Raw genomic sequence first — 26,446 nt, 5'->3', positions numbered from 1 at the left:
TTTTTTATATCCGCCACCGCGCCCCCCCCCTTGAGAAATATTCCGACTTGGAACTTTCTTGTTTGGATGTTGCTTTTGAAAATATTTTTAGCGCGCCCTTGATTTCTCGTATACATTTATAAATGTGCCGGTGGTAGCCCACTGGTACAAAAGGAAGAAGGGAAAAATTAGGGTGTTTGGGATGTTTGGGGTGTGTGGTCCATTGCTGTTGAGTTCATTCGTGGCTGAAGCCGCTTTCGGGAATGAAAGGTAATGAGAGTTCTCACAGCAATGGAAAAATCCGTCGGATACGTCCGGCGGATTTTTTTTGTCCCAATTTGTCATCCTCGAAGCGAAGCGTCGGGGATCCATTATTTTTCTTTAGCGCTTGATTATAAAAATGTGCTTGTTCTTGGCGGGGCGGCCGAGCAAATCGAAGTCTCGCGATTTTGCCGGATTCAATTTGAGGCGTCGTGTTGCGGAAGTAATGGGGCTAGAAACGGTGCTAGAGTATTTTTCACTGGGAACAAGGAATATGGTGATTGTCCTTTGGTTGTCCCCGTGTTTTTTTTCGGTGGCGGTAAGCGTGTCGCCTCTCATTTCGTATTCGTAAGAGACTTGGAAATCACTTTCGGTTGATGAACCGTATTCGTAGCATTTGTTTTCGTTTGTTGAGTCTTGAACGATGAATGTATTCTTTCCATCGTTGAATTGGTATAATGTATCATTACTTATATAGTAATTGTATAGATAAGAGTCGGTTTTTTCCCCGTTTTTTTCAACATAAGACTTGACATAGAAGACGGAGTCCTTATCTTCGTAAACCACATATTCAATGATGGGTGGATTGCCCTTGCCTTCTTTGCGGATTATTTTGAAATCTCCCTCTTGCGTAATGGTAATCTTGACATCGAGAGCTCCATAGTTAAGGGACTCGTGATCTTGGACTTTGATTTCCCAATCGTCAGAGCCTTTTTTCTTGGTGTAAACCCTAGCACTGTCAACGTAAGAGCCTGTATAGTAATACTTATAGTTTTCGTACTTTTGGGGTTGGCTAGAGTATCCTTGTTGGGAGTAAATGCTATCTACAAGAAAGTTCTTGTAATTCAATATTGTAGGCTCGGTGGATGTTGGGTAGTCTTTGATGAAAATGTCAAAGGTAGAACGAAGGCAATCGATAGCGAATGCGTTTAGTGCTCCCAAAGTAATGATAAGGATAAGTTTTTTCATATAGAAGAATATAAAAAAATCTTATCTGTTAAAAATAAAATAAGGCGACCGAAGTCGCCTTTTTATAGTATTGTCATTCCCGCCTCCGAGCGGGAATCTCCCTCTCGTCTAAAGACTGCTCATCAGTCGCTTTTTCGCGGGGCTGTCGGGGAGCGGTAGGAAAGTCTCTTGTGCGAACGAACGCATGAGCATTTCCTGGGCTGCCTTTTTCGGGATGCCGCGGCTCACGAGGTAGAACATCTGTTCTGCATCGAGTTCGCCGACGGTGTTGCCGTGCGTGCATTCCACGTCATCGTGATAAATCTTGAGGACGGGCTTCACGGAGACACTTGCATCTTCGCTCAAGAGGATTGTATTCACGAGTTGGCTGGAGTTGACTCCTGTGCAGTCGTAACCGACGATGACGCTTCCGTCGTAGCTCACACGTGCAGAACCAGAAAGCAAGTTGCGAGCAAGCTGTGTGCTTGTGGTGCGTGGGGCTTCGTGGTAAATTGTGAGGCGGCTGTGCTGCGAGGCTTCGCCATCGAGAACGTGGAGGCTGCGATAATCGAAGTTGGCGCCTTCGCCTTTGAGGTGGCATTCGACGCTGACGCGGCCAATCGCAGTGTCCTTGCAGATGCTCGAAAAGCGAACGTTGGCACCTGCGGCCTGGTTGATGTTGAAATGCCTAAAGCGGAGCGGCAAATCGCAAGCCGGATTTGCAAAGAAGATTTCGACGTCTGCATCTTCGCCAACGTTGATATCAAAACGTTCGGCGGCGATGTCGTGCGAAACCTTGTTGTCGAGAATTTCGAGGCTCACTTTGGCGCCTTTACCGATGTCAAGAACTGTGTAACCGAAGTCGTTGTTGCACTTGAGCATCGCCATTTCGGCTGCGCCGGGCACGATTTCGCGAATCATGGGGCGGGCCTGGTTTGCAATCGGGAGGAGGGCGGCAAAGTCGGTTTCTTGGTTGGCCGGGGCTGCTGCCGGGGAAGTCGTTGGGGCTGCTGCGGGAGATGCTGCAAAATCTGTGCCCATAAATTCCGGTGTTGGGATTTTGGCGACCGGGAAGAACGACCAAAGTTCGTTATTGCGACGGGGCATGCCGAGTTCGCGGAGGCGTGCTATCGCCTGTTCCGCGGTGGGCAAGTTCTGTATAAATTCAGCGTTCATTATGCGTCCTCGCAGTTACTTGGCTTCTTCAATCCAGTCGTAGCCTTGATCTTCGAGCTTGAGGGCAAGTTCCGGGCCGCCGCTCAAGATGATTTTGCCGTGACGGAGCACGTGAACGTAAGTGGGCTTGATGTAGTCCAGCAAGCGCTGGTAATGCGTCACGAGAATCACGGCCTTTTCGGGCGACATGATGTGATTGATGCCGTTTGCCACGATGCGGAGGGCGTCAATGTCGAGACCGGAGTCCGTTTCGTCGAGGAAGCTCACCTTCGGGTCGAGAATAGCCATCTGGAGGATTTCGTTACGCTTCTTTTCGCCACCGCTCATGCCGTCGTTTACGCCGCGTTCACGATAGCGTTCGTCCATTTCGAGCAAGTCCATCTTTTCTTCGCAGAGCTTCTTGAAATCTTCGTCGCTCATTTCGGGCTGGCCGAGGAAGGCTCGCTTGCTGTTGAGCGCCATCTTCAAAAATTCGACGTTGTTCACGCCCGGAATTTCGGTCGGGTATTGCGTGCTGATAAAGAGACCGGAGTTGGCGCGTTCGTTGATTTCCATTTCGAGCAAGTTCTTGCCGTCGAGTTCTACGGAGCCGCCATCGACATGGTAGGCGGGGTGGCCTGCAATCACTTTGGAGAGCGTGCTTTTGCCGGAGCCGTTCGGGCCCATGATGGCGTGAACTTCACCCGGCTTGACCTCAAGATTGATCCCTTTCAGGATTTGGGTGCCGTCTTCGATACTTGCTTTAAGGTTCTTGATGGATAACATATTTCCTCTTTAATTTTAAAATCTTGTGGGCTTAGCCGAAATCGTCCATGGCTCCGAAGTCATCGTCGGGAACGTAGGGCTCGTCTTCGTTCGGGTCGTATGGTACATCTTCAGGAGGTTCGCTCGATGCGAATTGCTCATCGCTTTCGAATGGAGGCGGGGCTTCCATCTCTGGGGGCTTTTCGTTTGGTTGCACCGGGGGCTGTGCGGCGGGTGCTGCGAACTGCGGCGAACTTGGTTGTACAGCGGGTTGCGCGAATGTTGGCGCGTTGTTGAACTGCGCGCCGTTCCCTCCGTTCATTGCAAGCTCGTTAATTTCTGTGTAAAGCTCGATGAGCGGTGTTTTGCTCTGGATTATCTGCTCGGCGAAAACGTCCGGCGTAATGGCCGAAATCTTGCGCTTCTTGGCGACAATTTGAATGCCCTGCGTGAACTTGTTCAACTGCATACGGAGACGCATGCCTGCTTCGGAATCAAGCGGGATGAGCTTTTTGTAGCGGTCGCAAAGGTTGAGCGTGAGCACGGCAACCGTGTCGTAAAATTCCAGAATCTCGTTCGGCGTTTTCCACGTCTCGTCGGGGAGTTGCTCCAAGAAAAGCTGCAACTGCGGCGAAAGCGATTCGTACAAGGTTCTCGGCGAGAATGAGCCCGTTTCTGCATATTGCGCGAGAATGGACTGGATAAATTCATCGATGAGCGGAGAATCAAAAATTTGGATTCCGCTTGCGGCAAAGTCCATGTCGAAATATTCTGCGGCGCGGTCGAGAAGCGTGGGATTGCGGAATAACAAATTCGCAAAACGCACTTCAATCGGCGAGAGCAGTTCCCACGGGACGCTCACTTGCGGCGCTGCGGGCTGTTCGGCTGCTGCCGGCAATTTTTCGCGTTTCGGGTGTGCCACCTTGATGCCTGCGAGCGAACGCGTGGTGCTGTAACGCTCGGAAACGAGCTTCAAATACTGATTGCGGAGTTCCGGGTTCTCGATGCTCTTGATGAGCGTCTTTGCTTGCGTGATGAATGCGGCTCGATCTTCGGGGCTGTTGTTCGGCATTGTACGCCCGAGATAGCTGAGCCAGTCTTCGGCTGTGCGGAGCGCTCTTCTGAAAGCGTCCGGGCCTTGCTCGTTTACGAAGTTGTCCGGGTCAATCTTGGTGCCGTCCGGTCGCGAAAGCGCAAAAACTTTTGGCGAAAGACCTTTGGGCAGTACGATTTCGAGACTGCGGCGCGTGGCATTTTGCCCGGCGGCGTCTCCGTCAAATACAAGGTAAGCGGTTTTTGCGTAGCGGGCGAGAATGCTGGCGTGATTCTCGGTAAGCGCCGTACCCGAAGCGGCCACGACGTTCTGCACACCGCTTTGGTAAAGGCTGATGAGGTCAAAATATCCTTCGACGATAATGACCGCTTTTTCCTGTAAGATTGCGTTTCGGCTGTGGTTCAGTCCGAAGAGAATATCGCGCTTGCTGTAAAGTGCAGTCTCCGGGCTGTTCATGTACTTGGCTAGCTTTATTCCGTTATGCGATGCGGGGTCGCTCAGGTCTCGACCGCCAAATGCGACAACGACTCCCGAAAGGTTCTGGATGGCAATCATCAAGCGGTCGCGGAACTTGTCTGCGATACCGCCGTTTTCTTTTTCGACGGCAAGCCCTGCCTTGACGCAATCACGCGGCGAGAACCCGTTGCGGGCGGCATAGCCGATTAAGCCTTCTCGCCCTGTTGGAGCGTAGCCGATGTGGAATTGCTTGCGCGTCTCAGGCGAGACATGACGCTTGTTCAAATACTCCAACGCTTTGGGGCTTAACGTGAGCTGTTGCTCGAACCATTCGCAGGCAAGTTCGTTCAACTTGCGGACCATAGTGCGTTCTTCGAGCACTTCGGTATTGACGTTGTTGCCGAGGTTCGGAAGTGCAAAACCCACAAAGTTTGCGACCCATTCTACAGCGCCCTTGAAGTCGAGTTTCTCGTGTTCTTGGATGAACTTGAAAACATCGCCACCCGCACCGCATGCAAAGCACTTGTAAATGCCCAGCGTGGAATTTACCGACATGGATGGGGAGTGGTCATCGTGGAATGGGCACACGCCGACGTATTTGTTGACCCCGCTTTTTTTGAGCGGCAAGAACTGCTGAATGACCAGTGCGATATCCGCCTGGTTCTTGAGTTCTTGGATGATTTCGTCGGAGTAGAACGGCATGCGCCAAATGTAGAAATTTTTGTGGGTGGGGTCGGCACTGTTTGCCTATGGGGTCGCTTCGCTTTGGGTTTAGAAGTCGCTTGCTGATTTGGAAATTTTCTTATTATATTGCTATTTATAGTTTTTGTCTATTAAGTTTTTGTTTAAATGAATTTAATTTATACTTAAAGAATGGTTTTTAGCTATTGGTCAATAGTCAATAGAAAAATTGTCCGGCTTTCATGCCGGATATTTTGCATATAGTATAGTCAATTGTAAAATTTCATTCTTATTGAAAAAATATTGGACCAAATCGCTCAAAAAAGCGTGTTAATATAAAGGACGGGGAGCGTTTTTCTGTCTATGAACCCGACATTATCGGGTGTTTTAAAACTGGAAAAATATGGAAAATAATATTGTGGCCGAAACGAAAAATAGCCATGGTGAAATGATTGGCGAGGCAAAGACTTTCGAAGAATACAAAGGGGCTGGAGTCTTCGCGGATCTTCTTCTCGATAGGACTTTCAAGAAGGCCTTCAATCCCGACACGCAGAATAAAGTATGTTTGATAGCGCTTTTGAACGCCGTACTTGATGGCGAAATAGCGTCACCGATTGTCGATGTGCAGTCCCGCAACAAGGAATACAGCGAAGGATCTAACGAAAATCGGACCTCCATCTTTGACTTGCACTGCATTGATTCGGCACAGCGTAGGTTCATCATTGAAGTGCAGATTCTTTTTCAGGAAAACATAGTTAACCGTTCAATATATTATGCTTCGCAAACAATCATTGCTCAGGGACAACGCGGCAAAAAGTACAATTACGAATTGAATCCTGTTGTTACAGTTGTGATCATGGAATTTAATGTGTTTGCCGATGACCGCTACATCCGTCGGGCAAAACTTCGCGAAATCAACGGGTCTTGCATCAGTGATACGCTCAATTTTGCGTTTGTGGAACTTCCGAAGTTCAATAAGCCACTGGACGAGCTCGAAACGACGCTCGACAAGGCGCTTTACGCCCTCAAAAACATGAAAAACATGACGCAGATGCCCAAGCAGTATGCAAACACGGTGTTCGAGCTCTTGTTTTCAACAGCGAAATTGGCTAAATTATCGAAAGAGGAACAGAAGATGATTGACGAAGCTCAGAAAGCCAAGTGGGACGAATACGCAATCCATAAAGCGGCTATTGATAGCGGCTTGCAGCAAGGTCTCGAACAAGGTCTCGAACAGGGTCTTGAAAAAGGTGCCAATCAAAAAGCTCGCGAAATTGCAAAGAAAATGTTGTTGAAGAATGAACCTATTGATAAGATTATCGATTTCACTGAACTTTCTGAAGCTGATATCCTCGCTATCAAGGCTTCTCTCGGCCAATCGTAAATTGACGAAGTGCTTTGAATAATAGATGTCTGGCTTTCCCGCCGGACTTTTTGCTTTCTAAACAACCGCTTTGCTTTTCCAGCGGCCGCTCTTCCAGCGCCAAATGTTGGCGAATGAGCGGTAGAATTCGTCGGCAGCCATGCCAAGCCAAAGGCCGGGGAGGCCGAGCCCAACGACAAATGCGAGGATAAGCGATGTTGCAAGCCCTAGTGTCCACATCATGCCGCTACCCACGAGTGCCGGGAATTTGGAATCGCCTGCGGCGCGGAGCGATGTGGTGACAATGAAGTTTACGGCTTTGAAGGGTTGCACGGCGACGTCGCACCAGAGGCAGATTTTGCCGAGGCGGAGGACTTCGGGATTGTCGGTGTAGAGCCGGAGCAAGTGTTCGCCGAGGAGTGCTACTGCGACGGATAGCAAGAATCCGCTGATGATGCCCACGGCGAGTGTTTGGTGAACGCGGCGGTTTGCTTTGACGTAGTCATGTGCACCGACGAGGTGTGCTACGAGAATCTGGTTTCCGCTGCCAAGGCCGACTCCGAGAATGACGGAAAGCGCGGCAAAGTTCCCTGCGAACACGCGGGCGGTCATTGCGGTTGTGCCGATGTAGACGACCATTGCTGTGATGAACACTTGGAATAGCTGGAAACTGATGGGTTCTGCTGCGGCGGGGAGTCCGATGCGAATCCAGTCGGGCAAAAGAACACGGGTGCGTTTCCAGTCGCGAATTTTGCTGTGGTGGTGTACTTTGAACTTGAGCACAAGCCAAAGGATGCCCGAAGAAATGAGCCAGGAAAGTGCGGTCGCGAGGGCGACTCCGTGAACGCCCATTTTCGGAAGTCCAAAAAGTCCTTCGAGGAACACGACATTCAAGGCCGCGTTTGTGGCAATCGTGAGCGTGTTCCCGACAAAGTTCCAAATGGTAAGGCCGTGGGTTGCGATGAGGGCGGTCAAAATGGTTTGCAAGGCGCGGAAGGCGAACCCAAACGAAACAACGCTTAAAAATTGCGTGGCGAATACAGCTGGTTCTTCGGTGAGTCCCATCCATTGCGGAATGTTCCCGGAAAGCGGATAAATGATGAGCGTGAGCGCAATGCCGAGAAGGATGCTCCCGAAAAGAACCATCGTTTGCGTGCTGCTGGCGTGGCTGTTCTGTTTCGCGCCAATGTATTGCGAGACGATGCTTGCGCCGGATTGCGCAAAAGCGTGGAGCGCGGTGAAAAGAGCCCCGAGAATGGGGAGCATGGCGCCGACGCCAGCGGCTGCGGTTTCGGAAGTGCGCGACAAAAACCAGCTGTCCATCATGGGCTGGATCATGCTCACGGCAAATGTGAGGATTAGCGGCCACGAAAGGCTAATGAGCGAACGGTCTTTGACGTCGATCTGTTTCATGTGTAAAAATCTAGAAACAACGAAGGCCCCGTCAAAGGGCCTTTTTGATGAAAATGTTTTCAAGTGTATCCAGTGTTTTTTTAGACGTAGAATTTATTTGTTTTCTAGAGATGCGGCCAGTTTTTTCTTGGCTTCGCGGCGGATGCCGGCTTCTTCGTAGCGGCGGATTTCGTCTTCAGTTTCGGGAATAATCGAGGGAATCGGGGTCGGTCTTCCGTTTTCGTCCAGGGCGACAAATGTCATATAAGCGTGGCAGATGACTTCGGGCTGCCAGGATACTTGCGGGTCGATTCCTAAGACCTTCACTCCGATTTCCATGGAGGTGTTGAAGGCGCGGTTTACGGATGCCTTGATGGTGAGAATTGTGCCGACGGTCGCGGGTTTGAAAAAGCGCACGTTGTCGATCGAGACCGTTGTGACTTTGCGTCTGGAATGGGTGCAGGCGGCAATGCAGGCTGCCTTGTCGAGGAGCGATGTCAGGTGTCCGCCGAATACAAAATTGTAGGCGTTGACGTCGGAAGGGTGAACGATGTCGCGGGTTTCGACTTGAGATTGCTTGACTGTCTTTGCGTTTTCCATATCCGAAAAATAAATATTGTCGTGGGCGAGCAGGGCCTTGAATTTCTATATTCAGGTTATTATGGAAGAAAAAAAGACTTATAGAGAAGTGATGCCGGGCGAACTCCCGTGCGAAGTGCCGGAATGTGACGGCGTGATGGTCGTAGATCCCGATAACAGCTATAAACTCACCTGCGATAAGTGCGGGCATATTAAAGAGTAATTGTTATCTCGTAATGCAATTAACCGACTTGAAAATTGAGTACCCGGAGCTTCCCGTTGTTGAACATCGGGAGGAGTTTTTTGAGCTTTTAGAAAAACATCAAGTTATCATCGTCAAGGCTGATACCGGTTCTGGCAAATCTACGCAGCTACCGAAGTTCTTGTTAGAATGGTTTTGTTCGCGTCATCCTGGAGCCGAAGGCGAACGGGATCCAGTCAAGTTTAAGATTGGCGTTACCGAACCTCGGCGTTTGGCGGCGATTTCCATTGCGGACCGCTTGCGCGAAGAACTCAAGGACGAAGAACTTGTCTCGACGAAAATCCGTTTCTGGGAACAAGGTACAAATGAAGCCCCCATCAAGGTGATGACGGATGGTATCTTGTTGCAGGAGTTCCGCAAGGACCGCTTGTTCCGGCAGTACAACGCCATCATGATTGACGAAGCGCACGAACGTTCGTTGAACATCGATATCTTGCTTGGCATTTTCAAGACGGTACTTTCTCGTCGTCCGGACTTCAAGTTGATTGTTGCATCGGCAACGCTTGACGCAAAACTTTTTGAAGAATTTTACGACAACAGTTGCGTGATGGAGGCCGAAGGCCGCACGTACCCTGTGGATGTCGAGTATTTTTTCTCGGACTATGGTTCGGCAAGCGCACTCCGTGACATCTCGGGCAAGGGCGATTCTGGCTTAATCGAAGAAGCGCGTGATGCGATTCTCGATTTGGAAACGCGACATCGCGACCATTTGCTTTGCTTTTTGCCGACGGAACGCGACATTCAGGATTTAGCAGGCGAACTTGCACATGAGCTAGATGCCGCGACTTTTGATGTGCTCCCGCTTTACGGGCGTATGAGCCCTGACGAGCAACGCCGCATTTTCAAGCACACGGGCAAGACGCGAGTGGTCTTGGCGACGAACATTGCTGAAACATCGCTTACGATTCCGGGAATTGCTTACGTTGTCGATACGGGTATGGCCCGAATCTCGCGCTACAATGCGCAGGCGAGAATCCAGGGGCTTCCCGTCGAAGAAATTTCGAAGGCCAGCGCGCGGCAGCGCACTGGACGCGCAGGGCGCGTGAAGCCCGGCGTGTGCATTCGCCTTTACTCTCCCGAGAATTTTGAAAAGCGCGATGAATTCACGGAGCCAGAAATTCGCCGTAGCAATTTGGCAAATGTCGTTTTGCAGTTGCGCAGTTTGGGACTTGAACTCGAAAACTTCCCGTTCTTGCAGTCGCCTCCGCATTCGGCATTCCGTGGCGCTTACAAGACGTTATTTGAACTTGGCGCACTCACGGCTGACAATTCTAGCGGTCATGTGACCAAGCTTGGCCGCGATATGACGCGCCTCCCGATGGACGTGTCGCTTTCGGCGGTGCTTTTGCGCGCTCGCGATTTGGGCGTTTTGCAGCCGGCGCTTATTGTGTGCTCGGCTCTTAGCATTCAGGATCCGCGTGTGGTGCCGAACGATGAACCGGAACGCACTCGCATCCGTCAGCTGCACCGCAAATTCTGCGGTCACAAGAGCGACTTCCTCGTTTACGTTTCGATGTGGAATGCGTTCTGCACGGACTGGGACGGCAAAACTTGGAACAAACTCCGCAAGTTCTGCGATAAGAACAGCATGCACTTTTTGCGCTTGCGTGAATGGGTGGATTTGTACGAACAGTTCAGCCGCATTCTCGAAGTAAAGTTTGAAAATAAAGTTTGTCCGTTCGATTCGTTCCATCGCGACAATTTGCACATTGCGCTCCTCTCCGGATTCTTGGGCGGGATTGCGCACCGCGATATTGAAAACGGCTGCTACCGTTTGGTGAGCGGTCGCGAAACGCATGTGTTCCCGGGTAGCGATTTGTACGCCAAGAGCGTGGAATGGCTTTTCAGTGCCGAAGTGCGCGAAACGAGCCGCACGTTCCTCACGAAGGCTGCCGAAATCAAGCCGGAATGGATTTTGCAAGTGGCAGAACCGTTCTGCACACGCCGCTGGTTTGAACCGACGTGGAATAAGGAACGCGGCTTTGTCGAAGCGGTCGAAGAAGTGAGCTTTAGAGGGCTTGTGATTAGCCGTGGTCATCGTGTGGATTACGCCCGCGTGAATCCCGAAGACTGCGCCCAGATTTTCTGGCGCGAAGCGGTAGTGATGGGCGAGGTGGCTAGGCCTTTTGATTTCATGAAGCACAACGACCGCGTCGTCGAAAATCTCCATGCTCTCGAAGCGCGTAAACGCCAGTTCGGGCTTGCTCCGAGCGAAGATGCGCTTGTGGGTTACTACACGCGAATTGCGGGTAACGTCAATTCCATCAAGACGCTCAAAAGCTACATCTACGAGCACACTGACCAATTCTTGAAATTCGATGAAAAGTATTGGTTGGATCAGTTGGATGGCGGCACGAGTGGAACCTCTTGGACAAGTGATGAAAAAGGTGTCAATCGCATTGTCATTCCGAGCCCCGCACAAGTCAAGTCTAAAGATGCGGCTCCAGCCCCAACTCTTGGCGGTTCCATCGAGCATTTCCGCATTGGCGAGCGCGTTGTTACAGGTGAAATGGTCTTTGACGCCACTCGCGATTGCGATGGCATTACGCTCTCGTTGCCTTACGATTTGCTGACTGAAATTTCTCCGGCAAAATTTGCGATGAGCATCCAGCAATGGCGTGAATGGATGATTGAATCCGTGATTCGCGAAATGCCCAAGAGCGTCAAGAAATTGCTCGAAGCCAAACGCACCGCGATTGACGATGAATTCTTTGCGGCACTTGACAACTTCCCGCATAAAGCTCCACTCTTGTTGCTTTACGAAGTGCTTTCGAATACAAAGGAAATCCGCTCGGGTGCAAACGGCGCTAGCATCGACGTTCCGACGGTGAATCCCGACAAGGAAAATCATTTGCGTCTGCATTTGGTCGTTTCAAAGCCTGGTTTCCCGGAACCTTATAAACTCGAAATTTCTCCGGAATGGGGCTCTTACCGCATGTTCTTGGCGGTTCGCCCGGCATTGGTGACGTTTGGCATTGACTTCCCGCTCGAAGGAATGCGCTTTGGTTGGCGTCTTGGGCAGTCGGCGTTGATGGTGTCGGATGAATCCCGTTTTTGGCAAGCTTTCCGCAAGCGTGTTGAGGGCGCGCATCTTGAATCCGCTGCGCATCCCGAAACTGCGGCGCATCCCGCATCGCAAAAGACTTCACTCTCCGAAGAGAAAAAACAGCTCATTGCCGACCGCTTGAACTTGCTCGAAATGGGCGGTGTCTTTGCGGATAACTTTGAAACGGCTCTCAAGATTTGGGTCGCAAAATCGCTTGCGGCTGATAGCCTTGATGCGACTCGCTGTGTGCGCTTTACAGGGCTAGAATTCTCACGTGGCAAAAAGATTCGCGACTTCAAGAGTCTTGCGGCAAACACCCGTAGCGAAGATGAAGAAATTCGCCTCTCGCTTGTGCGTGCAACATACGAATCGGGCCTTATCAGTGCTGAAGCTTTTGTAAAGGACTGGAATTTGCTTAAAGATTTCAGCGTGGAAATGCGGAGTGGAAACGGCAAGTCGACCTTAAAAAACAAAACCATAATTGCGATCCATACGGCGTACCAAAAAGAACTTACTTTGTTTGAACGTCTGCGCGTTCTTGCAGAACTTTTCAACATAGAACTCCCGTTTGACGCATCTCGTGAATCTGTGTCCCGCGAAAACACGGAACTTTCGGCCAATACCCTCCGCGAATATTTCCGCCCGTACCTCAAGGCGCGTTACCTCAAGGACCACGAACTGAAAAATGCCCGTGAACTCCTCGGAAAAATCGACCGCACGCCAACGGATGACCCGGAATTTGCCGAACTTTACTTGCAAGCGAAGGCAATGCTTGAAGATTTTGAAATCCTCAAGTACAAACGCAAGGGTAATGACGCCGAAGATATTGTGGAAGAAGACGCTTTAGCAAGGTTGAAAGGCCGTTTTGGACGACTTTAACTACTTTCGCGGGCGCGAATTTTCTAAATTTGTCGCAATGAAATCCGTTATCCGTATATTGCTTGCATTCAGTTTGGTAATGCTTGCAGCCTGTAAAACGAAAGACCCGGTGATTGTCACCGTGGGCGATTCCAAGTTGCACCAGTCGGAGGTTTACACGTACGCTCCTGATTGGGATTCCTGGGGCGATCGTGAACGCATCCTCTTTTTGCAACGCTGGATTGATGAAGAACTTGTGTACCAGCAGGCTGTGAAGGCCGGTGCGCTGAAAGATTCTGTGCTCATCCGCATGATTGAACGCACGAAGCGCAAGATTGTCGCCGATTATTTCATGCAGTCTTACCTTGATACGATGATTGTGAGCGATGTCGAAAAAATTGACTTCTACCACAAGAACCAGGACCTTTACTTGAACGGAAAGACGACTGTTTCGGGGGCGATTATGTCCTTTGCCGATTGGAAATCTGCCGTGCAGTATTACAAGGAATTCAAGAATACCAAGTTTGAATCGATTCCGCCTAACCATCGCCTGGTGAAGCGCATGAGAGAATTTGACGGTGTTGATGAGACTCCGGATCCGTGCATGATTCCGTCGATCCGCCGTGCGGTTGTCGGCCGTATTACTCCGATGAAGGTCTGCGATGGCGCTGCAAAGATTGCGGTTGTGACTAACAAGCTTGATTCTGCCGATGCGCGTCCGCTTGATGAAGTGATTGACGATGTTTCTATGCATGCCTGGGTGGAACACCAGAATACGGTTGTGAAGCGCCTCAAGGATGAATGGAAGACCGGAATCCCTATAATTACGAAGATGAATGTTCTTAGTGAAAAGGAAAAATAATGATCAGTAATCGAATTGCCTCTTTAGTTTTTGCTCTGTCTGTCGCTTGCTTTGCCGAACCGGTATTGATGGAAGGCATTGCGGCTGTCGTCGATGGCAAGCCGATTATGCGCTCGGATTTCATGAACAACCTCTACAGGTTCCAGGAAACGCCCGAAGCGGCAAATATGACGGAACAGCAGCAGAAAGAAGCTGTGCTGGACCGTATGATTGAAGAAAAGGTTTTGCTCAGCCGCATTGACCGCGACTCGATTGTGATTTCGGAAAATGAAGTGGACCAGCGCGTGACGGCTCATCTCCAGTCCATTGCAGCAAGCCAGAAGATTGATATGGCGACGCTCGAAAAGGCGGTGCGTGCTCAGCTCGGTCTTTCGATGATTCAGTACCGTGAACAGCTCGGTAAGCAGATTCGCAACCACATGGAAATTTCCCGTGTGCGTCAGCTCCACGTGGGCACGATCCACCCGACCAAGAAAGAAGTGGACCTCTTTTACAAGGATTACAAGGACTCGCTCCCGCGCCAGTTCAACTGCGTTTTGTTGAGCCATATCCAGCTTCCGATTAAGCCGGATTCCATGATTGTGGATTCTGTGAAGCGCTTTGCCGAAACGTTGATCGATAGCCTCAACCTCGGTATCAAATTTGAACTTTTGGCCCAGCGTCATTCGCAGGACAGCTCTGCGGCTAAGGGCGGCGACCTCGGTTACTTTAAGCGCGGTCTCTTGGACCCTGCATTCGAAAAGGCTATTGAACGCTTGAAGAATGGTCATTATGCATCGACTCCGGTCAAGACGGATTTAGGCTGGCACATTGCCCGCGTGCTTGGACGTAAGGAAGATGGCGTTCGTTCTGCACAGATTCTCTTGCGCACGATTCCGACAGCAAAGGATTCCGCTGCGGTGGTGGCTCTCGCCGATTCCCTCCGCAACAATATTAAGTCGAAGGAAGAATTTGCCAAGGCTGCAAAAACGTTCAGTGAAGATAAGTCTAGCAACTTCCAGGGTGGTTTGCTTGGCTGGTTCCAGCGTAACGAAATGGAACCTGCTTATGTGGACCCGGTCGCGAACTTGAACGTCGGTGAAATTTCTGAACCGGTCATGATTGATGGCGCTTACCACTTGTTCCGTCTCGATGATTCCCGCCAGGTGCGCGAACTCACGCTCGAAGAAGATTACGGCAAGATTGAACTTATGGCCGCAACGCACTTGGAAAATGAAAAGCTCCAGAAGCTCATCCAGAAGTGGCGCAAGGAAGTTCTCGTCGAAATCAGAATGACGGAATAATATGATTCATTTTACCCACGTCACGAAATCCTACGAAGCCAACTGGAAGGCGTTGAACAACGTCACCTTCCGTATTAATAAGGGTGAGTTTGTTTTCTTGACGGGGCATTCCGGCGCCGGAAAATCGACGGTGCTGAAACTCATCTACATGGATGAACGCCCGGACGAAGAACGCGGCGGCCAGGTGATGGTCAAGTTCTCGGACAACGTCTTGTACGATAGCAAGAACACGCCGGACGATAGAATCCAGGCGCTCCGCCGCAAGATGGGAATTATTTTCCAGGACTTTAAGCTGTTGCCGGACCGCAATGTTTTCGAGAATGTGGCGCTTGCGCTCCGCATTGTCGGGACTCCGAGCAACAAGATTAATGCGGCTGTCTTTGACGCGCTTGCGCTCGTGGGCATTAGCCAAAAGCGCTTTGCAATGCCTTACACGCTTTCGGGCGGTGAACAGCAGCGTGTGGCGATTGCCCGTGCGATGGTGCACAACCCGTATCTGCTTTTGGCGGACGAACCGACCGGTAACTTGGACCCAAAAAATGCTGAAGAAGTCTTCTGCATTTTCAAGGAAATCAATGCCCGCGGAACAACCATCCTCATGGCTACGCATAATCCAGATTTTTATTTGAACAGCCCGTTCCGCCGTCTTGAACTCAGCCACGGCGAATTACTTAACAGAGATATTCTTTAAATGCTGAAATGCGGCGAGATGCCGCAAATCTTGCTTAACATTGTCATTCCCGTTGCGTTGTCATTCCCGATTTAATCTCTTTGACTACTTGCAGCTATGCTGCTTAGTAGTCATGATCCGCGTATGGGGAAGGAATCTCCTTCTCGTCTTATAAAAAGGAGATGCCCGCTTACTTCGACTGCGCTCAGCACAGGCTCCGGCGGGCATGACATTGAAGCGGAGCGTCCTTTTTAGAACAAGCTCGGATCTTCGTTAGAACCTTCGCTTTCACCGCTTCCGTCGCTAAACGGATCTGCCGGCGAAATGCGGCTCACGCGCTTGATCTTCTTGGCGGTGAACTTGCTGCCGAGAGCCTTGTAGCCCTTGACTTCCGCAATTTCCGTCAAGTCGAGTTCTTCCTTCTGGACTTCGCGACCGACCTGGTATTCCATCAGTTCGCGTGCGTCATCAGTTGCAAAGAGCTCGATGAGCTTCGTGTCCTTGTGGTCGGAAACAACGCTGAATTCCGTCGTCATGGGGCAGCCTTCAAGGTTGAAGCGTTTGACCATGTAGTTGAAATTCGAGCCTTCGAAGTAGAGCACCGTAAAGACCTGTGTGGGGTCGTACTTGTGCAGGTACTTGATGTTCGAACCGACGAGAATCGGGTCTGCCATAGTGTGGACACGAGCGCTACCATCTTGCTTGATGATGAGCAACTTGTCGTTTTCACCAAATTCACCGAGGCAATCGCCCTTCTTCTGCGTCGAGACGATACCGCTCGGAGCATCGAAGTAAAGCACTCTTGCGCCAAGTGTCGAAACGCCCTTGCGGAGTCTCTTGACTGTCTTGACCGGGTACTTCGAAACGATATTGCCAATGGCTCCACGGCCCTTGACTTCGACTTCGCTAAAGTCCACTTCAAAGTTCAGCTTGATGCGCGGACGCGGCTTCAAGATGACTTCGACCACTTCGGCTTCGCCGTTCATGTTGCTCGACATGTAAAGGATTTTGCTACCGGGCTTGTTCTTTCCCATGTAGTAATCCTTGTCGCGAGTCACGCCGCCGACGTTGAAACGCTTGATGTAAGCGTAGCCGTCCTTGCCATCCTGGTGGATGACGTTATAGATATGGCGTTCGTCGTCCTTGTTGAACTTTTCGACGAGAATGATATCCTTACCGACAAAGTCCTTGTCGCTGACCTTCACGACCTTGAAGCTGCCGTCGGCCTTGAATACGATCAAGTCATCGTATTCCGACACGTCGAAGAGGTATTCTTCCTTCTTCATGCCCGTGCCCACGAAACCTTCCTTGCGGTTCACGTAAAGCTTCTGGTTTGCAAGTGCCACGTGTACGGCGTTCACCTTACCGAATTCGGCAATCTGCGTGCGGCGTTCCTTGCCTTCGCCGTACTTCTTCAAGATGTTCTTGAAGTGGTTTACGGCGTAATCGATAATGTGTTCCTGGTTGTACTTGCACTTTGCAATGTTTTCTTCGAGTTCCTGCAAAAGCTGGTCGGCCTTTTCGCGGTCGTAATGGCTTATACGGCGGATCGGAATTTCAATGAGCTTGCCGATTTCCTCGTCCGTAACGGTCTGACGATGCAGACGCTTGAGGTACGGCGTGAGGCCTTCGCGAACGAGGCGGATAATTTGTTCACGGTCCTTTGCTTTCTTGATGACCTCGTAGACTTCTTTCTCGATAAAGATTTTTTCGAGCGTGGTCATGTGCCACTTGTCTTCGAGGTGCTTGAGCTCGTTGGCGAGTTCCCATTCCAAAAGCTTCACGGTGTGTTCCGTGTTGAGCTTCAAGATGTCAGAAACACCGACAAATTTCGGGTGCTTGTCGATAATGACGCAAGTGCACGGAGAGAGCGACTTTTCGCAGTCCGTAAAGGCGTAGAGTGCATCGATGGCGACTTGCGGGTCCGTCCCCGGCTGCAAGTGCACGAGAATTTCAACGCCCTGGCTCGTGTTGTCGTCCACGTGCTTGATCTTGATTTTGCCCTTGTCGTTTGCCTTGACAATGCTTTCGATCAAGCTCACGGTCGTGGTGCCGTACGGGATTTCGCGGATGGCGAGCGTCTTGTTATCGACCTTTTCAATCTTCGCGCGGACCTTGACCTTGCCCCCGCGTTGACCGTCGTTGTAGTCCGACACGTCGATGATGCCGCCCGTGAAAAAGTCCGGGTAAAGCGTAAACTTCTTGCCGCGCAGGCAGGCGATGCTTGCCTCGCAGAGCTCGCGGAAGTTGTGGGGGAGGATGGAAGTCGAGAGACCGACGGCGATACCATCGACGCCCTGAGCCAAAAGCAGCGGGAACTTGACCGGGAGCGTGACCGGTTCTTCGCTACGGCCATCGTAACTCGGGATCCATTCCGTCGTTTCGGGGTTGAACACGACATCGACAGCGAACGGCGTGAGGCGGCCTTCGATATAACGGGGTGCTGCAGCGCGGTCGCCCGTGTAGGGGTTGCCCCAGTTACCCTGGGTGTCGATGAGCAAATTTTTCTGGCCGAGGCCCACAAGAGCATCGCCGATGGAGGCGTCACCATGCGGGTGGTAGGCCATTGTTCGACCGACGATTGTTGCCACCTTCTGGTAGCGTCCGTCGTGGTTTTCGAACATGGAATGCAAAATACGGCGCTGAACAGGCTTCAGGCCATCTTCAAAATACGGGACCGCACGGTCCAAAATCACATAGCTGGCGTAATCGAGGAACCAACCATCGTAAAGTCGTTCTAGGTGATTGACGTTAGATAAACCTAGAGTAGTATCGGGTGTTTCTTGATTCATGGCTCGAAATGTAGTAAAATTTTTCCGCGAAGAAAAATTTTAGTGCTCATTAGTGCAAAAATGGAATTTCGAAAAAACTTATTCCTTAATCTGGATGTGCTTTTTAAGAATGTCTTCAATTTTTTTTGCAATTTCCGGTTCCTGTACGGCTTGCATGCCGGCGATTCCAAATTTAGGGGCTAGCTTAATCCCTTTCTGTCCAACGGGAGTGGCTAGATAGGCGTTCATTTCTTTGACTTCATTAAGGGTGTAGTTTTCGGCATAAAGCTTGAGCATAACCTCTTTATACTTGGGCATTATAACTTTGATGCATTCTTCAACGACCGCATCGACATCGTCCAACTTTAACAATCCCATTTCCCCGAACTTTTGGTATTGAGGGGCTATCATTTGTTTCATGGTTTCTTCGGGATGAGTAAGTTCCATGGCTCTATTGAATTCTTTCTTGTACGCTGCATCCTGCGCAAAAACGTTGCTAGATATAAGAGATAGGGTCGCAACTAAAATTGCTTTTCTTATAAAGCTTTTAAACATGGTTATCCTTTTGTTTTTACTTTGATGCAAATATACGATTTAATATCGTGTTGTTTACATAATAAAATCAGAAATTTGCGGATTTTATATATTTTATGCCATTAAATCATTTCCTGGGTGCTATTATCAAACAGTTTTTTAAAAATCCGTTTATCTTAATTACGTCTGTGGCGTTTTTGCTGCAAACGATTATGCTCGTCCTGTTCTACGCTTTGCCGGATCCGCTAGGGCTTTCGATGTCCGAGATGTTTGCGGGCAAGACGATTTGGCAGATTTTCATGGCGTACGGCGCAATTCTCGTGATGTCTTCGATTTTCACGTTCCTGAAGAGTCCGCGGGCGCTTGCCGTATTTTATGTCATTTACTTTTTCTTTGCAATCGCTGATTACGAGGTTTTCCGCTTTAACCACCAGCGCCTTTCGTATTCGTTTATTCGCACCTATTTCCATGTTTCGAACATTACGGATGCAACGACGGTTTCCACGCTTGGAGGCGATGGTATAGGGACGTTCCTTTGGATTGGTCTAGTGTTCTTGATTTTAGCTGGTGGTATCGCGTTTTGTGTGACGTATTCCGTGCGTCAAAGACGCATGACGATGGCTCAAGTCGCAATTGCGCAAAAGCCGAACAAGAGAATTGCTGTCACGATGCTTTCGTCTGGTGCGGTACTTTCTGTGATTCCTTTGATTTTGTTTATCGCTGGTGTGCGTGGTGTAACGAATTTCCCATTTCAAATCGATTGGCGCTTTACGCTTGGAAAATGGACTTTGACAGCTCCTGTGTTGCACATTGCTGGGCTTGAATCCTTTGAGTTTTTCCGCGATGGCTATTCCATTACGGATGAACTTGTCCGTGATCTCGATGCATTTTTGCCGGCGGATTTCGCAGGGGCTCGCCCAGATGCGGAATTTCCTGGCTACCGCAATGCTCCGCAACATGAATACAAGGCGACAAGGCCGTATAACATCGTCTTTATTTTTGGAGAATCTTACAAGGGTCGCGTGCTGAACCAGATGCTGGATGGCGATACAACGATTGCTCCGAACTTGTGGAAAATGGCAAATGTAGGCGGTCTCTGGTTTAAGAATGCGTATAGCGGTAGCTACCCGACTGTTCGCGGGACAACTTCGACTTATCTCGGGTTCCCTTCACACCCGAATCGCGATGTGCCTGCGTTCTATGCTTCGAACCATTTCAAAGGTTTCCAGGAATATCTGACAAATTACCATCGCGCTTACATGACGGTTTCGAATCCGGTGTTTGACCATACTTTGCCCTTTGTGGAAAAGTTCTATGGCAACAACTGGCGTGTGATTGAAGACCCGAAAATTCCGGGAACTTCAGACAGCTTAGGCATGGATTTGGCGATTGAAATGCTCAAGACGATGCCAACGGATAGCGCTTGGTTCTTGGCGGCGAATACGATTGCAACCCACATTCCGTTCTACGGTTACCCGGATAGTTACGCCTCGAAGCCCGAAGACGCGATGGTGCGTTTCAAGAATGCATTACGTTATACGGACGAGCAAATGGGTCGATTCTTTGAAGCTCTTTATGCACGCCCTGATTTTGACCGCACGGTTGTCGTGATTCTTGGCGACCACGATACGCCTGTCGATTCCATAGATTACAAGGTTCCGCAGCCGCTTGGCGTTGCCGCCGCCCAAATTTTCATGGGAATTTTCTCGGCCGATACGAACCTGTTTAAAGGTCTTGAAATTCGTGAAGATGTGGCATCGCAGCTCGATATTGGCCCCACGATTCTTGATTTGGCGCAGGTCCGCGCTCCAAACCATTTTTGGGGTTATGACTTGCTGACCGAAAAACGCTCAGCAGAGCAGCCTGCACTATTCTACACGCAGAACGCTTACTATCTCGGGTTCCGCGATTCCGTGCTCACGGGTGGCCTCGAATCCGATGAAGTCTATAAAGGCAAAAACGGCAATTTCGAACATGTTTCGGACTCCTTGTCGCTTTATTGGAAATCGCGTGCCGTTGGAGCTAGCAAGTTACTGCGTTCGCTTCTGCGCAACGACAACATGTTGCCCCACTAGTCCTGTTTTTAGGCAGTTCGTCGGAATTTGCCGATGGCGATGTGCGTATGTTGTAAGATTATTAATATATTTCTACGCATGAATACAAAAAAATCGTTTGCGGAAAAATTCTCGCAGTGGTATATCCCTCTCATTTGCCGTCATAAGTATGCGGCCTTAGCATTTTACTTTCTTCTTGCGCTCCTCCTCGCTTTCCCGATTCTCGTGAAGCCGGGGTTAAAACTCGACGCCGACCTTTCGCACCTCTTGCCCGAAGATACGCCGAGCGTAAAGGCGCTTGAAGAATCGTACGAGCGTTTCGGCAGTACCGACCGCTTCATGATTGCTATCCAGAGCGAAAGCGTAGAACTAGCCGCTGCTTTGCAGGATTCTGTTCAGGCTTACATCCACAAGAATTGGCAGGGCGATTTCGTCTCGACGCAGGTGGATAACGACAACCAGTTCTTCAAGGACAATGCGCTTTTATACCTTCCGGTCAAGCACCTCGAAAAGATTCGTGATAACCTCGAAGACTTGCAACTTGAAATTGGCCGCAAGAATGGCCCGCTCGTTGTCGACTTGCTCGGTGATGGTCCCACGGATTCTGCGAGCTCTGCAAACGGTGAAGCGGCTCCGAAAAAAGAACGCGTCTGGTTCGATGCCAATTTGCCGATGGAACTCGGTCTCCCCGAAGAAGCGGTGAGCGCGTTCGATGCATTCTTCAAAAAGGAAACGAAAGTCGATACCGTTAGCGGTAAAAAGGAATGGAATCCGAAGGCTTACCTCCCGGAAAACATGAAAAACCGTTTGATCGGTAGCCCGGAACCCGATAGCACAGGCAAGATTCTCTTTAACGCCGTCGTAAACGCAAAGTTGATTAAGCCCTCGACGGACTATGAATTTGTGACGAAGATTCTTGCAAAGACGGATGAACTTTTGGCGTATTTCCGCAGCAAGAATTATCCGGTGCCGACTCGCTTTACGGTGGAAGGCACTTACGAAGGCTTGAAGGAAGTCGATGAAGTTGCTAACGACAGTATCTTCTCGTTTGGCATTAGCCTTGTCCTGATTTTCCTCTTGACTGCATTCTTCTTCAGAAGTGTGAAGGGCCCGATTCTCGTGACCGGCTCTGTGCTTTACGCTTGCCTCCCGACGCTTGCTTTTACCGCACTTTTCTATGGCAAGTTGAATCCGTTTACTGTGTTTGTGGCATCGATTATTTTGGGCATCGGCATTGACTACTCGATTCACATTTTGGGCAATGCGCAGAAGCTTTTGAACAAGTACAGTTCTCTTGAAGAAGTTCTCGAAGAAACGCAGCGCAAGATGCTCAAGCCGTTTATCTTGGCAAGTTTCACGACGATTGCCGCGTTCCTTACACTTTTGGTTGCGCACTTCCGCGGATTCTATGAATTCGGCATTGTGGCATCGATGGGTGTTCTCTTCAGTATGATGACGTCTGTCCTCGTTTTGCCGGTCTTTGTCGCTTGCATGGGCGGTATTCCTGCGGCTCCGCAGAAGTCGCTTTTGCCGGATTCCTGGAGCGAACAGCGCATTTTCAGTTTCTTCAAGCATGCCGCTCTGATTGGCTTTGTGCTTGGCGCTGTGGCGCTCTGGTTTGCTCCGCATGTGGATTTTGAACACAACTTGAAGAACCTTCGCCGTGTGCATACGGATAAGGTAGTTCCTGCGGCTGAACAGAAAATTTCAACCAAGGTAACCCGCGCCACGAATCGTGCCGTGACTTCGACGCCTGCGGCGGTGATGGGCTCTAAGCCAGAACTGCTTGACAAACTTTATGACACGTTGATGATTCGACTCCATGACGAAAAGGATCCTCTGCTTGGTAGCTTCCTCACGCTCAAGAGCTTTGTGCCGCCTGCGGATTCCCAGGAAAAGCGCCTTGAAGTTATCGAAGAAATCCGTGATTTGGTGGAAGCGCGCGTCTTTGACAAGGCCGAAGGCGATGATTCCGCAAACGTCTCGACGCTCCGCAAACTTGCTCAAGTTGAAAAGCCGTTTGCCGCCGAAGATGTTCCGGCATGGACGCTCGACTTGCTCCGCGAAAAGGATGGCTCTTACGGTAAGATTGGCTTTATTTACGGTGACTTCCCGAGCTGGGATGCCCATGCGTTGCACCGCTTCCAGGAACGCTATGGCAACTGGAACTTTGATGGCGAACGCTTGCGCACGTTCTCGTCGCAGTTTATCCTTTCGGATGTGATTGAGTCGGTGAAGGCGGATAGCTTTAACTTGGCATCGGTCATTGTGCTTGTCATTTTCCTCACGTTGATTGTTTCGTTCCGCAAGCCTTCGATGTTCTTGGCTGGTGGCGTCTCGTTTGGCATGGGTGCGCTCCTCACGCTTGGACTTTTGGGTGCGCTCACGTACTTCTTTGAATTTGGTAAAATCAGCATCTACAATGTGATTGTGATTCCGATGACGCTGGGTATTGGCATCGATGCGACAATCCACTTTATTACGTCTTGGTGCTCGAAATCCAATGAAGGGATGAACCTTCGCCAGCTCTTTGATACGACGGGCCGTAACGTGATGGCTAGCTCCATGACGACGATTGCCGGCTTTGTCGGCTTCCTCTTTACGACGCACCGCGGCTTGCAGGGCATTGGGCACCTCGCTTGCATGGGAATCTTCATGTTCCTCGTGACAAGTGTTATCTTCTCGATGTATCTTTGTGGCTCCTGGCTCAAGAAAAAGGATGAAAAGAAATAAGGATGATTTATGAGTAAAATCAACACAATTGTCGTTGCCGGTGGAACGCATGGCAACGAACGCACGGGCGTGAGCCTGGTCGAAAAGTGGAAGGCTCATCCTGAATGTTATAATACGCTTTGTAAATCGGCAACGGTTGATGTTGTGCTTGCAAATCCGGAGGCGGTTCGCCTCAATCGCCGTTACCGTGACCATGATTTGAATCGCGCATTTGCTCAGGCTTGCTTGGATATGTCTGTGGAACCTGCGCCGTACGAATTCCGCCGCGCTCGTGAACTCAATAAGATTTACGGGCCCAAGGGCGAAAATACGCGCACCGACTTGATTTTGGACGTGCACAACACGGGCTCGAATATGGGCTATTGTCTGATTCTTTCGACTCGTGATCCGTTTACGATGAAGGCTTCGGCTGTGCTCACGCAAGAATTCGAGGACGCCTGGATTTATTACCAGCCCGAAGAACGTAGCGCTTCACCGTATTTTGGAACGGTCGCCAAGGCGGACGTTTGCATTGAAATTGGCCCGCAGCAGCATGGAACGCTGAATGCCGCTATTTTTGAACGTTCCGAAAAGCTTGTGAAACGTTATTTGGAACTTGCTGAGGAATGGAACCGTGGAGAGTTGCAAAAGCGCGCTCCGATTAAGGTTGAAGTTTATACGCAGCTGCGAGACTTGGGATACCCGAAGCCGCAGGGCGGTGGCGCCATACAGGCGATGATCCACCCGGAATTGGATGGTCACGATTACCGCGAACTCAGACAAGGCGACAAACTTTTCCGCACGTTTGATGGCAAGGACATCTTGTTCGAGGGCGAACCGGACGGTCGCTCGGTCTACCCGATATTCATCAACGAGCCTGCGTACTACGAGAAAGACATCGCCATGAGCCTCACGGTGAAAACCGTGGAAGAATGGTAGGCTGCGGCGAGAGTCGCGGCGCTTGTCTTTTTTCTACATTTGTACAGTAAAAATTAGAGGTCTGATATGGCAGAAAACGAAGAAGAATTGAAGTCTATCACGGGCGAAGAAAGCCTGAACAGTTTTATGGAACTCGTGCAGAAGTTGAAGGACGAACCTTGGACTTCCCGTTTGAACGATATTCTGGATGCCTTTGAAGACTTCTTGACGATTCGCCCGGAACCGCCTCAGTCCTGGCAGGACAACTATGCCGCTAGCGGTAAAAAGTTTGACTACTACCAGATTGTGTTGCCCGAAGATTTCCAGGACCCGTACGAAGATGACCTTGGAAACATCAACCGCTTGCGTGGCGAATTTGCTCGTGTGCCGAGCACGATGGCTCTTGAACATGAACTCGTGAGCCGCAATTACTTTATTTTTGAAAATGGCCATGCCGAACCGATTCCTGCACCGCGCCCGATTCTGATGCTCGAAAGCAAGGACCGTGCCGATGATGAACAGCCGCAGGAAGGCGATATCACGTGGGATTGCTGCATCTCGATTTTTGCGGATGGCAGCTATGTTGCCTACAATCTCGATCACGATGACGAAGAAGAACTTGGCGAAGATTTCAAGGTCGTCTTTGAAAAGCATATCAAGACGCTTTCGAAGTTGCAACTTGTGATTCCCGTGGAAGGTCGCGATTACGGCATCCTCCGTAGCGACGCATAATCGCTATGGATAAATTCGAAACTGAAATCTACCTGCGCTACAAGCAAATTATTGAATCGCAAACGGCGTGCTCCTTTACATGTCATCCCGGACTAGTTCCGGGATCTCCATTTCTTTGCAAAACTGAATTGTCATCCTGGAGGGCTCTGCCCGATAGGATCCAGAGCGATTCCTGTGCAGTCCCTCGCCATGTTCACATGGCGGATTTGCTGGACCGCTACGATGTTTTTTGCTTTGACGGTTACGGCACCCTCTACAATCGTGATAGATTTGTTTACCCCGGTGCAATGGATTGGTTTCAGTTGCTTCGCCGTGCAGGTAAAATCCTTCGCCTAGTGACAAATGCCGCTTCCGATGTGGACGGCGTTTTGGCTCGTGCTGCGGAAAAGCGTGGCTTTGACTTTTCGACGGAAGAAACGATTTCGTCGGGAAGCTTGCTACCGAAACTCGTGGAACAGTTGCGTTCGGGTGTCGCGACAAATGCGGCTGCCGGAATTGTGAATGGATGCACTGGTGGAACTGCTGCGAAACCGCTTGAATTGCGCGAGGTCTATTACATCGGCCGTGAATCGGGCAGGAATGTTTTGAAAGCTTGTGGAATTACCGCAGTTGCGATGGATGCAGAACCTGCCGAGCCGATTGTGGCAATTTCGTCTGCGAAAGACACGCCAGAAACTTATGCGCGCGCGGTCAAAATTTTGCAGAAACCGGGTGCAATTCTTCTCGTGCTGAATTCGGATGCATGGGCTCCGAAAGTGCCTGATGAAAATGGTGTGACGGCTCGTGAGCCTGTTTCGGGTGCGCTCTCGGAACGCTTGCGTCGTGATTCTATGTGTGAGGCGAATGGGGGCGAGGGCTGTGAAACCTATTACTTGGGCAAGCCCTTCCCGCAGATTTGGGAGCGTGTCAAAGCTTCGCTTCCGGTGGGCTCTCGCGTGCTGATGATTGGAGATACGCTTGGAACAGACGTGTATGGCGCGAAAATTGCAGGCTTCGATTCTGCTCTAGTTGTCGGGCGAAATGTGCCTGCTGAAGAACTCGAAGCGGATGAAATTGCTCTCGGTATTCGCCCGGATTATTATTTGGAACCGTAAAATAAAAAGAACCAAGC

At 50.2% G+C, this 26,446-nt stretch carries 19 protein-coding genes; 11 read left to right on the top strand and 8 right to left on the bottom strand.

Translation table 11 applies throughout. The features are described from left to right. Positions 1-360: 360 nt before the first annotated feature. The 4 genes from B7982_RS09070 to dnaG form a co-directional block, all read right to left on the bottom strand. Positions 361-1,209 carry a hypothetical protein gene (locus B7982_RS09070; protein ID WP_088660461.1) on the bottom strand — a complete coding sequence of 283 codons (849 nt, stop codon included), beginning with the start codon at positions 1,207-1,209 and terminating at the stop codon, positions 361-363. Positions 1,210-1,317: 108 nt separating this feature from the next. Continuing rightward, entirely contained in the window at positions 1,318-2,364 is a 1,047-nt protein-coding gene (locus tag B7982_RS09065; RefSeq protein WP_088660460.1) for a SufD family Fe-S cluster assembly protein, read from the bottom strand. Positions 2,365-2,379: 15 nt separating this feature from the next. Beyond that, complete coding sequence (gene sufC / locus B7982_RS09060; RefSeq protein ID WP_012820368.1) at positions 2,380-3,129, bottom strand: Fe-S cluster assembly ATPase SufC; 750 nt, start codon at positions 3,127-3,129, stop codon at positions 2,380-2,382. 31 nt (positions 3,130-3,160) lie between these two features. Next, positions 3,161-5,320: a DNA primase gene (gene dnaG, locus B7982_RS09055; protein WP_088660459.1), complete on the bottom strand. Its 2,160-nt coding sequence runs from the start codon at positions 5,318-5,320 to the stop codon at positions 3,161-3,163. Positions 5,321-5,702: 382 nt separating this feature from the next. Here dnaG and B7982_RS09050 point away from each other — a divergent pair, with 382 nt between their 5' ends. Next, positions 5,703-6,683 carry an Rpn family recombination-promoting nuclease/putative transposase gene (locus B7982_RS09050; RefSeq protein WP_088660458.1) on the top strand — a complete coding sequence of 327 codons (981 nt, stop codon included), beginning with the start codon at positions 5,703-5,705 and terminating at the stop codon, positions 6,681-6,683. 57 nt (positions 6,684-6,740) lie between these two features. Here B7982_RS09050 and B7982_RS09045 read toward each other — a convergent pair whose 3' ends face one another. Both B7982_RS09045 and B7982_RS09040 read right to left on the bottom strand, forming a co-directional pair. Beyond that, positions 6,741-8,075 carry an MATE family efflux transporter gene (locus tag B7982_RS09045; protein ID WP_088660457.1) on the bottom strand — a complete coding sequence of 445 codons (1,335 nt, stop codon included), beginning with the start codon at positions 8,073-8,075 and terminating at the stop codon, positions 6,741-6,743. A 93-nt stretch (positions 8,076-8,168) separates the two neighbouring features. Then, a complete protein-coding gene (locus B7982_RS09040) occupies positions 8,169-8,654 on the bottom strand; it encodes an acyl-CoA thioesterase (protein ID WP_073425048.1) in 486 nt (161 codons plus the stop codon). Positions 8,655-8,715: 61 nt separating this feature from the next. On the opposite strand from B7982_RS09040, the gene B7982_RS14930 reads away from it, so the two are divergent. The 5 genes from B7982_RS14930 to ftsE are packed head-to-tail and all read left to right on the top strand — an operon-like array spanning position 8,716 to position 15,635. Continuing rightward, the gene (locus B7982_RS14930) at positions 8,716-8,856 is read left to right on the top strand and encodes a hypothetical protein (protein WP_012820363.1); all 141 of its coding nucleotides are present in this window, start codon (positions 8,716-8,718) and stop codon (positions 8,854-8,856) included. Positions 8,857-8,869: 13 nt separating this feature from the next. Further along, positions 8,870-12,820 carry an ATP-dependent RNA helicase HrpA gene (hrpA, locus tag B7982_RS09035; RefSeq protein WP_088660456.1) on the top strand — a complete coding sequence of 1,317 codons (3,951 nt, stop codon included), beginning with the start codon at positions 8,870-8,872 and terminating at the stop codon, positions 12,818-12,820. A gap of 37 nt (positions 12,821-12,857) precedes the next feature. Then, entirely contained in the window at positions 12,858-13,661 is an 804-nt protein-coding gene (locus B7982_RS09030; RefSeq protein ID WP_233138462.1) for a hypothetical protein, read from the top strand. Further along, positions 13,661-14,944, top strand: coding sequence for a peptidylprolyl isomerase (locus B7982_RS09025; RefSeq protein ID WP_088660454.1), 1,284 nt, complete (start codon positions 13,661-13,663; stop codon positions 14,942-14,944). The genes B7982_RS09030 and B7982_RS09025 overlap by 1 nt, the downstream gene beginning before the upstream one ends. A gap of 1 nt (position 14,945) precedes the next feature. Then, the gene (gene ftsE, locus B7982_RS09020) at positions 14,946-15,635 is read left to right on the top strand and encodes a cell division ATP-binding protein FtsE (protein WP_085491894.1); all 690 of its coding nucleotides are present in this window, start codon (positions 14,946-14,948) and stop codon (positions 15,633-15,635) included. A 230-nt stretch (positions 15,636-15,865) separates the two neighbouring features. On the opposite strand, the gene B7982_RS09015 is transcribed toward ftsE, so the two are convergent. Together B7982_RS09015 and B7982_RS09010 are read right to left on the bottom strand one after the other, a co-directional pair. Continuing rightward, on the bottom strand, positions 15,866-18,406 hold the full coding sequence (locus B7982_RS09015; protein ID WP_088660453.1) for a DNA gyrase/topoisomerase IV subunit A: 2,541 nt from the start codon (positions 18,404-18,406) through the stop codon (positions 15,866-15,868). 78 nt (positions 18,407-18,484) lie between these two features. Further along, positions 18,485-18,940, bottom strand: coding sequence for a DUF2059 domain-containing protein (locus B7982_RS09010; RefSeq protein ID WP_088660452.1), 456 nt, complete (start codon positions 18,938-18,940; stop codon positions 18,485-18,487). A 167-nt stretch (positions 18,941-19,107) separates the two neighbouring features. Here B7982_RS09010 and B7982_RS09005 point away from each other — a divergent pair, with 167 nt between their 5' ends. From B7982_RS09005 to B7982_RS08985, 5 genes are all read left to right on the top strand, one after another. After that, positions 19,108-20,994, top strand: coding sequence for an LTA synthase family protein (locus tag B7982_RS09005; RefSeq protein WP_233138461.1), 1,887 nt, complete (start codon positions 19,108-19,110; stop codon positions 20,992-20,994). A 78-nt stretch (positions 20,995-21,072) separates the two neighbouring features. Then, a complete protein-coding gene (locus tag B7982_RS09000; RefSeq protein WP_088660451.1) occupies positions 21,073-23,706 on the top strand; it encodes an RND family transporter in 2,634 nt (877 codons plus the stop codon). Positions 23,707-23,715: 9 nt separating this feature from the next. Then, a complete protein-coding gene (locus B7982_RS08995; RefSeq protein ID WP_088660450.1) occupies positions 23,716-24,624 on the top strand; it encodes an aspartoacylase in 909 nt (302 codons plus the stop codon). Between the two features lie 66 nt (positions 24,625-24,690). Beyond that, positions 24,691-25,335, top strand: coding sequence for a hypothetical protein (locus B7982_RS08990; RefSeq protein WP_088660449.1), 645 nt, complete (start codon positions 24,691-24,693; stop codon positions 25,333-25,335). A gap of 5 nt (positions 25,336-25,340) precedes the next feature. Next, positions 25,341-26,429, top strand: coding sequence for an HAD-IIA family hydrolase (locus B7982_RS08985; protein WP_233138460.1), 1,089 nt, complete (start codon positions 25,341-25,343; stop codon positions 26,427-26,429). Positions 26,430-26,446: the final 17 nt, after the last annotated feature.

It is taken from the genome of Fibrobacter sp. UWB2 (assembly GCF_002210425.1).
In the GTDB taxonomy this organism is placed as follows: Bacteria; Fibrobacterota; Fibrobacteria; order Fibrobacterales; family Fibrobacteraceae; genus Fibrobacter; species Fibrobacter elongatus.
The sequence above is the reverse complement of the archived record's forward strand: the minus strand, read 5'-3'. Positions and strand labels throughout refer to the sequence as shown.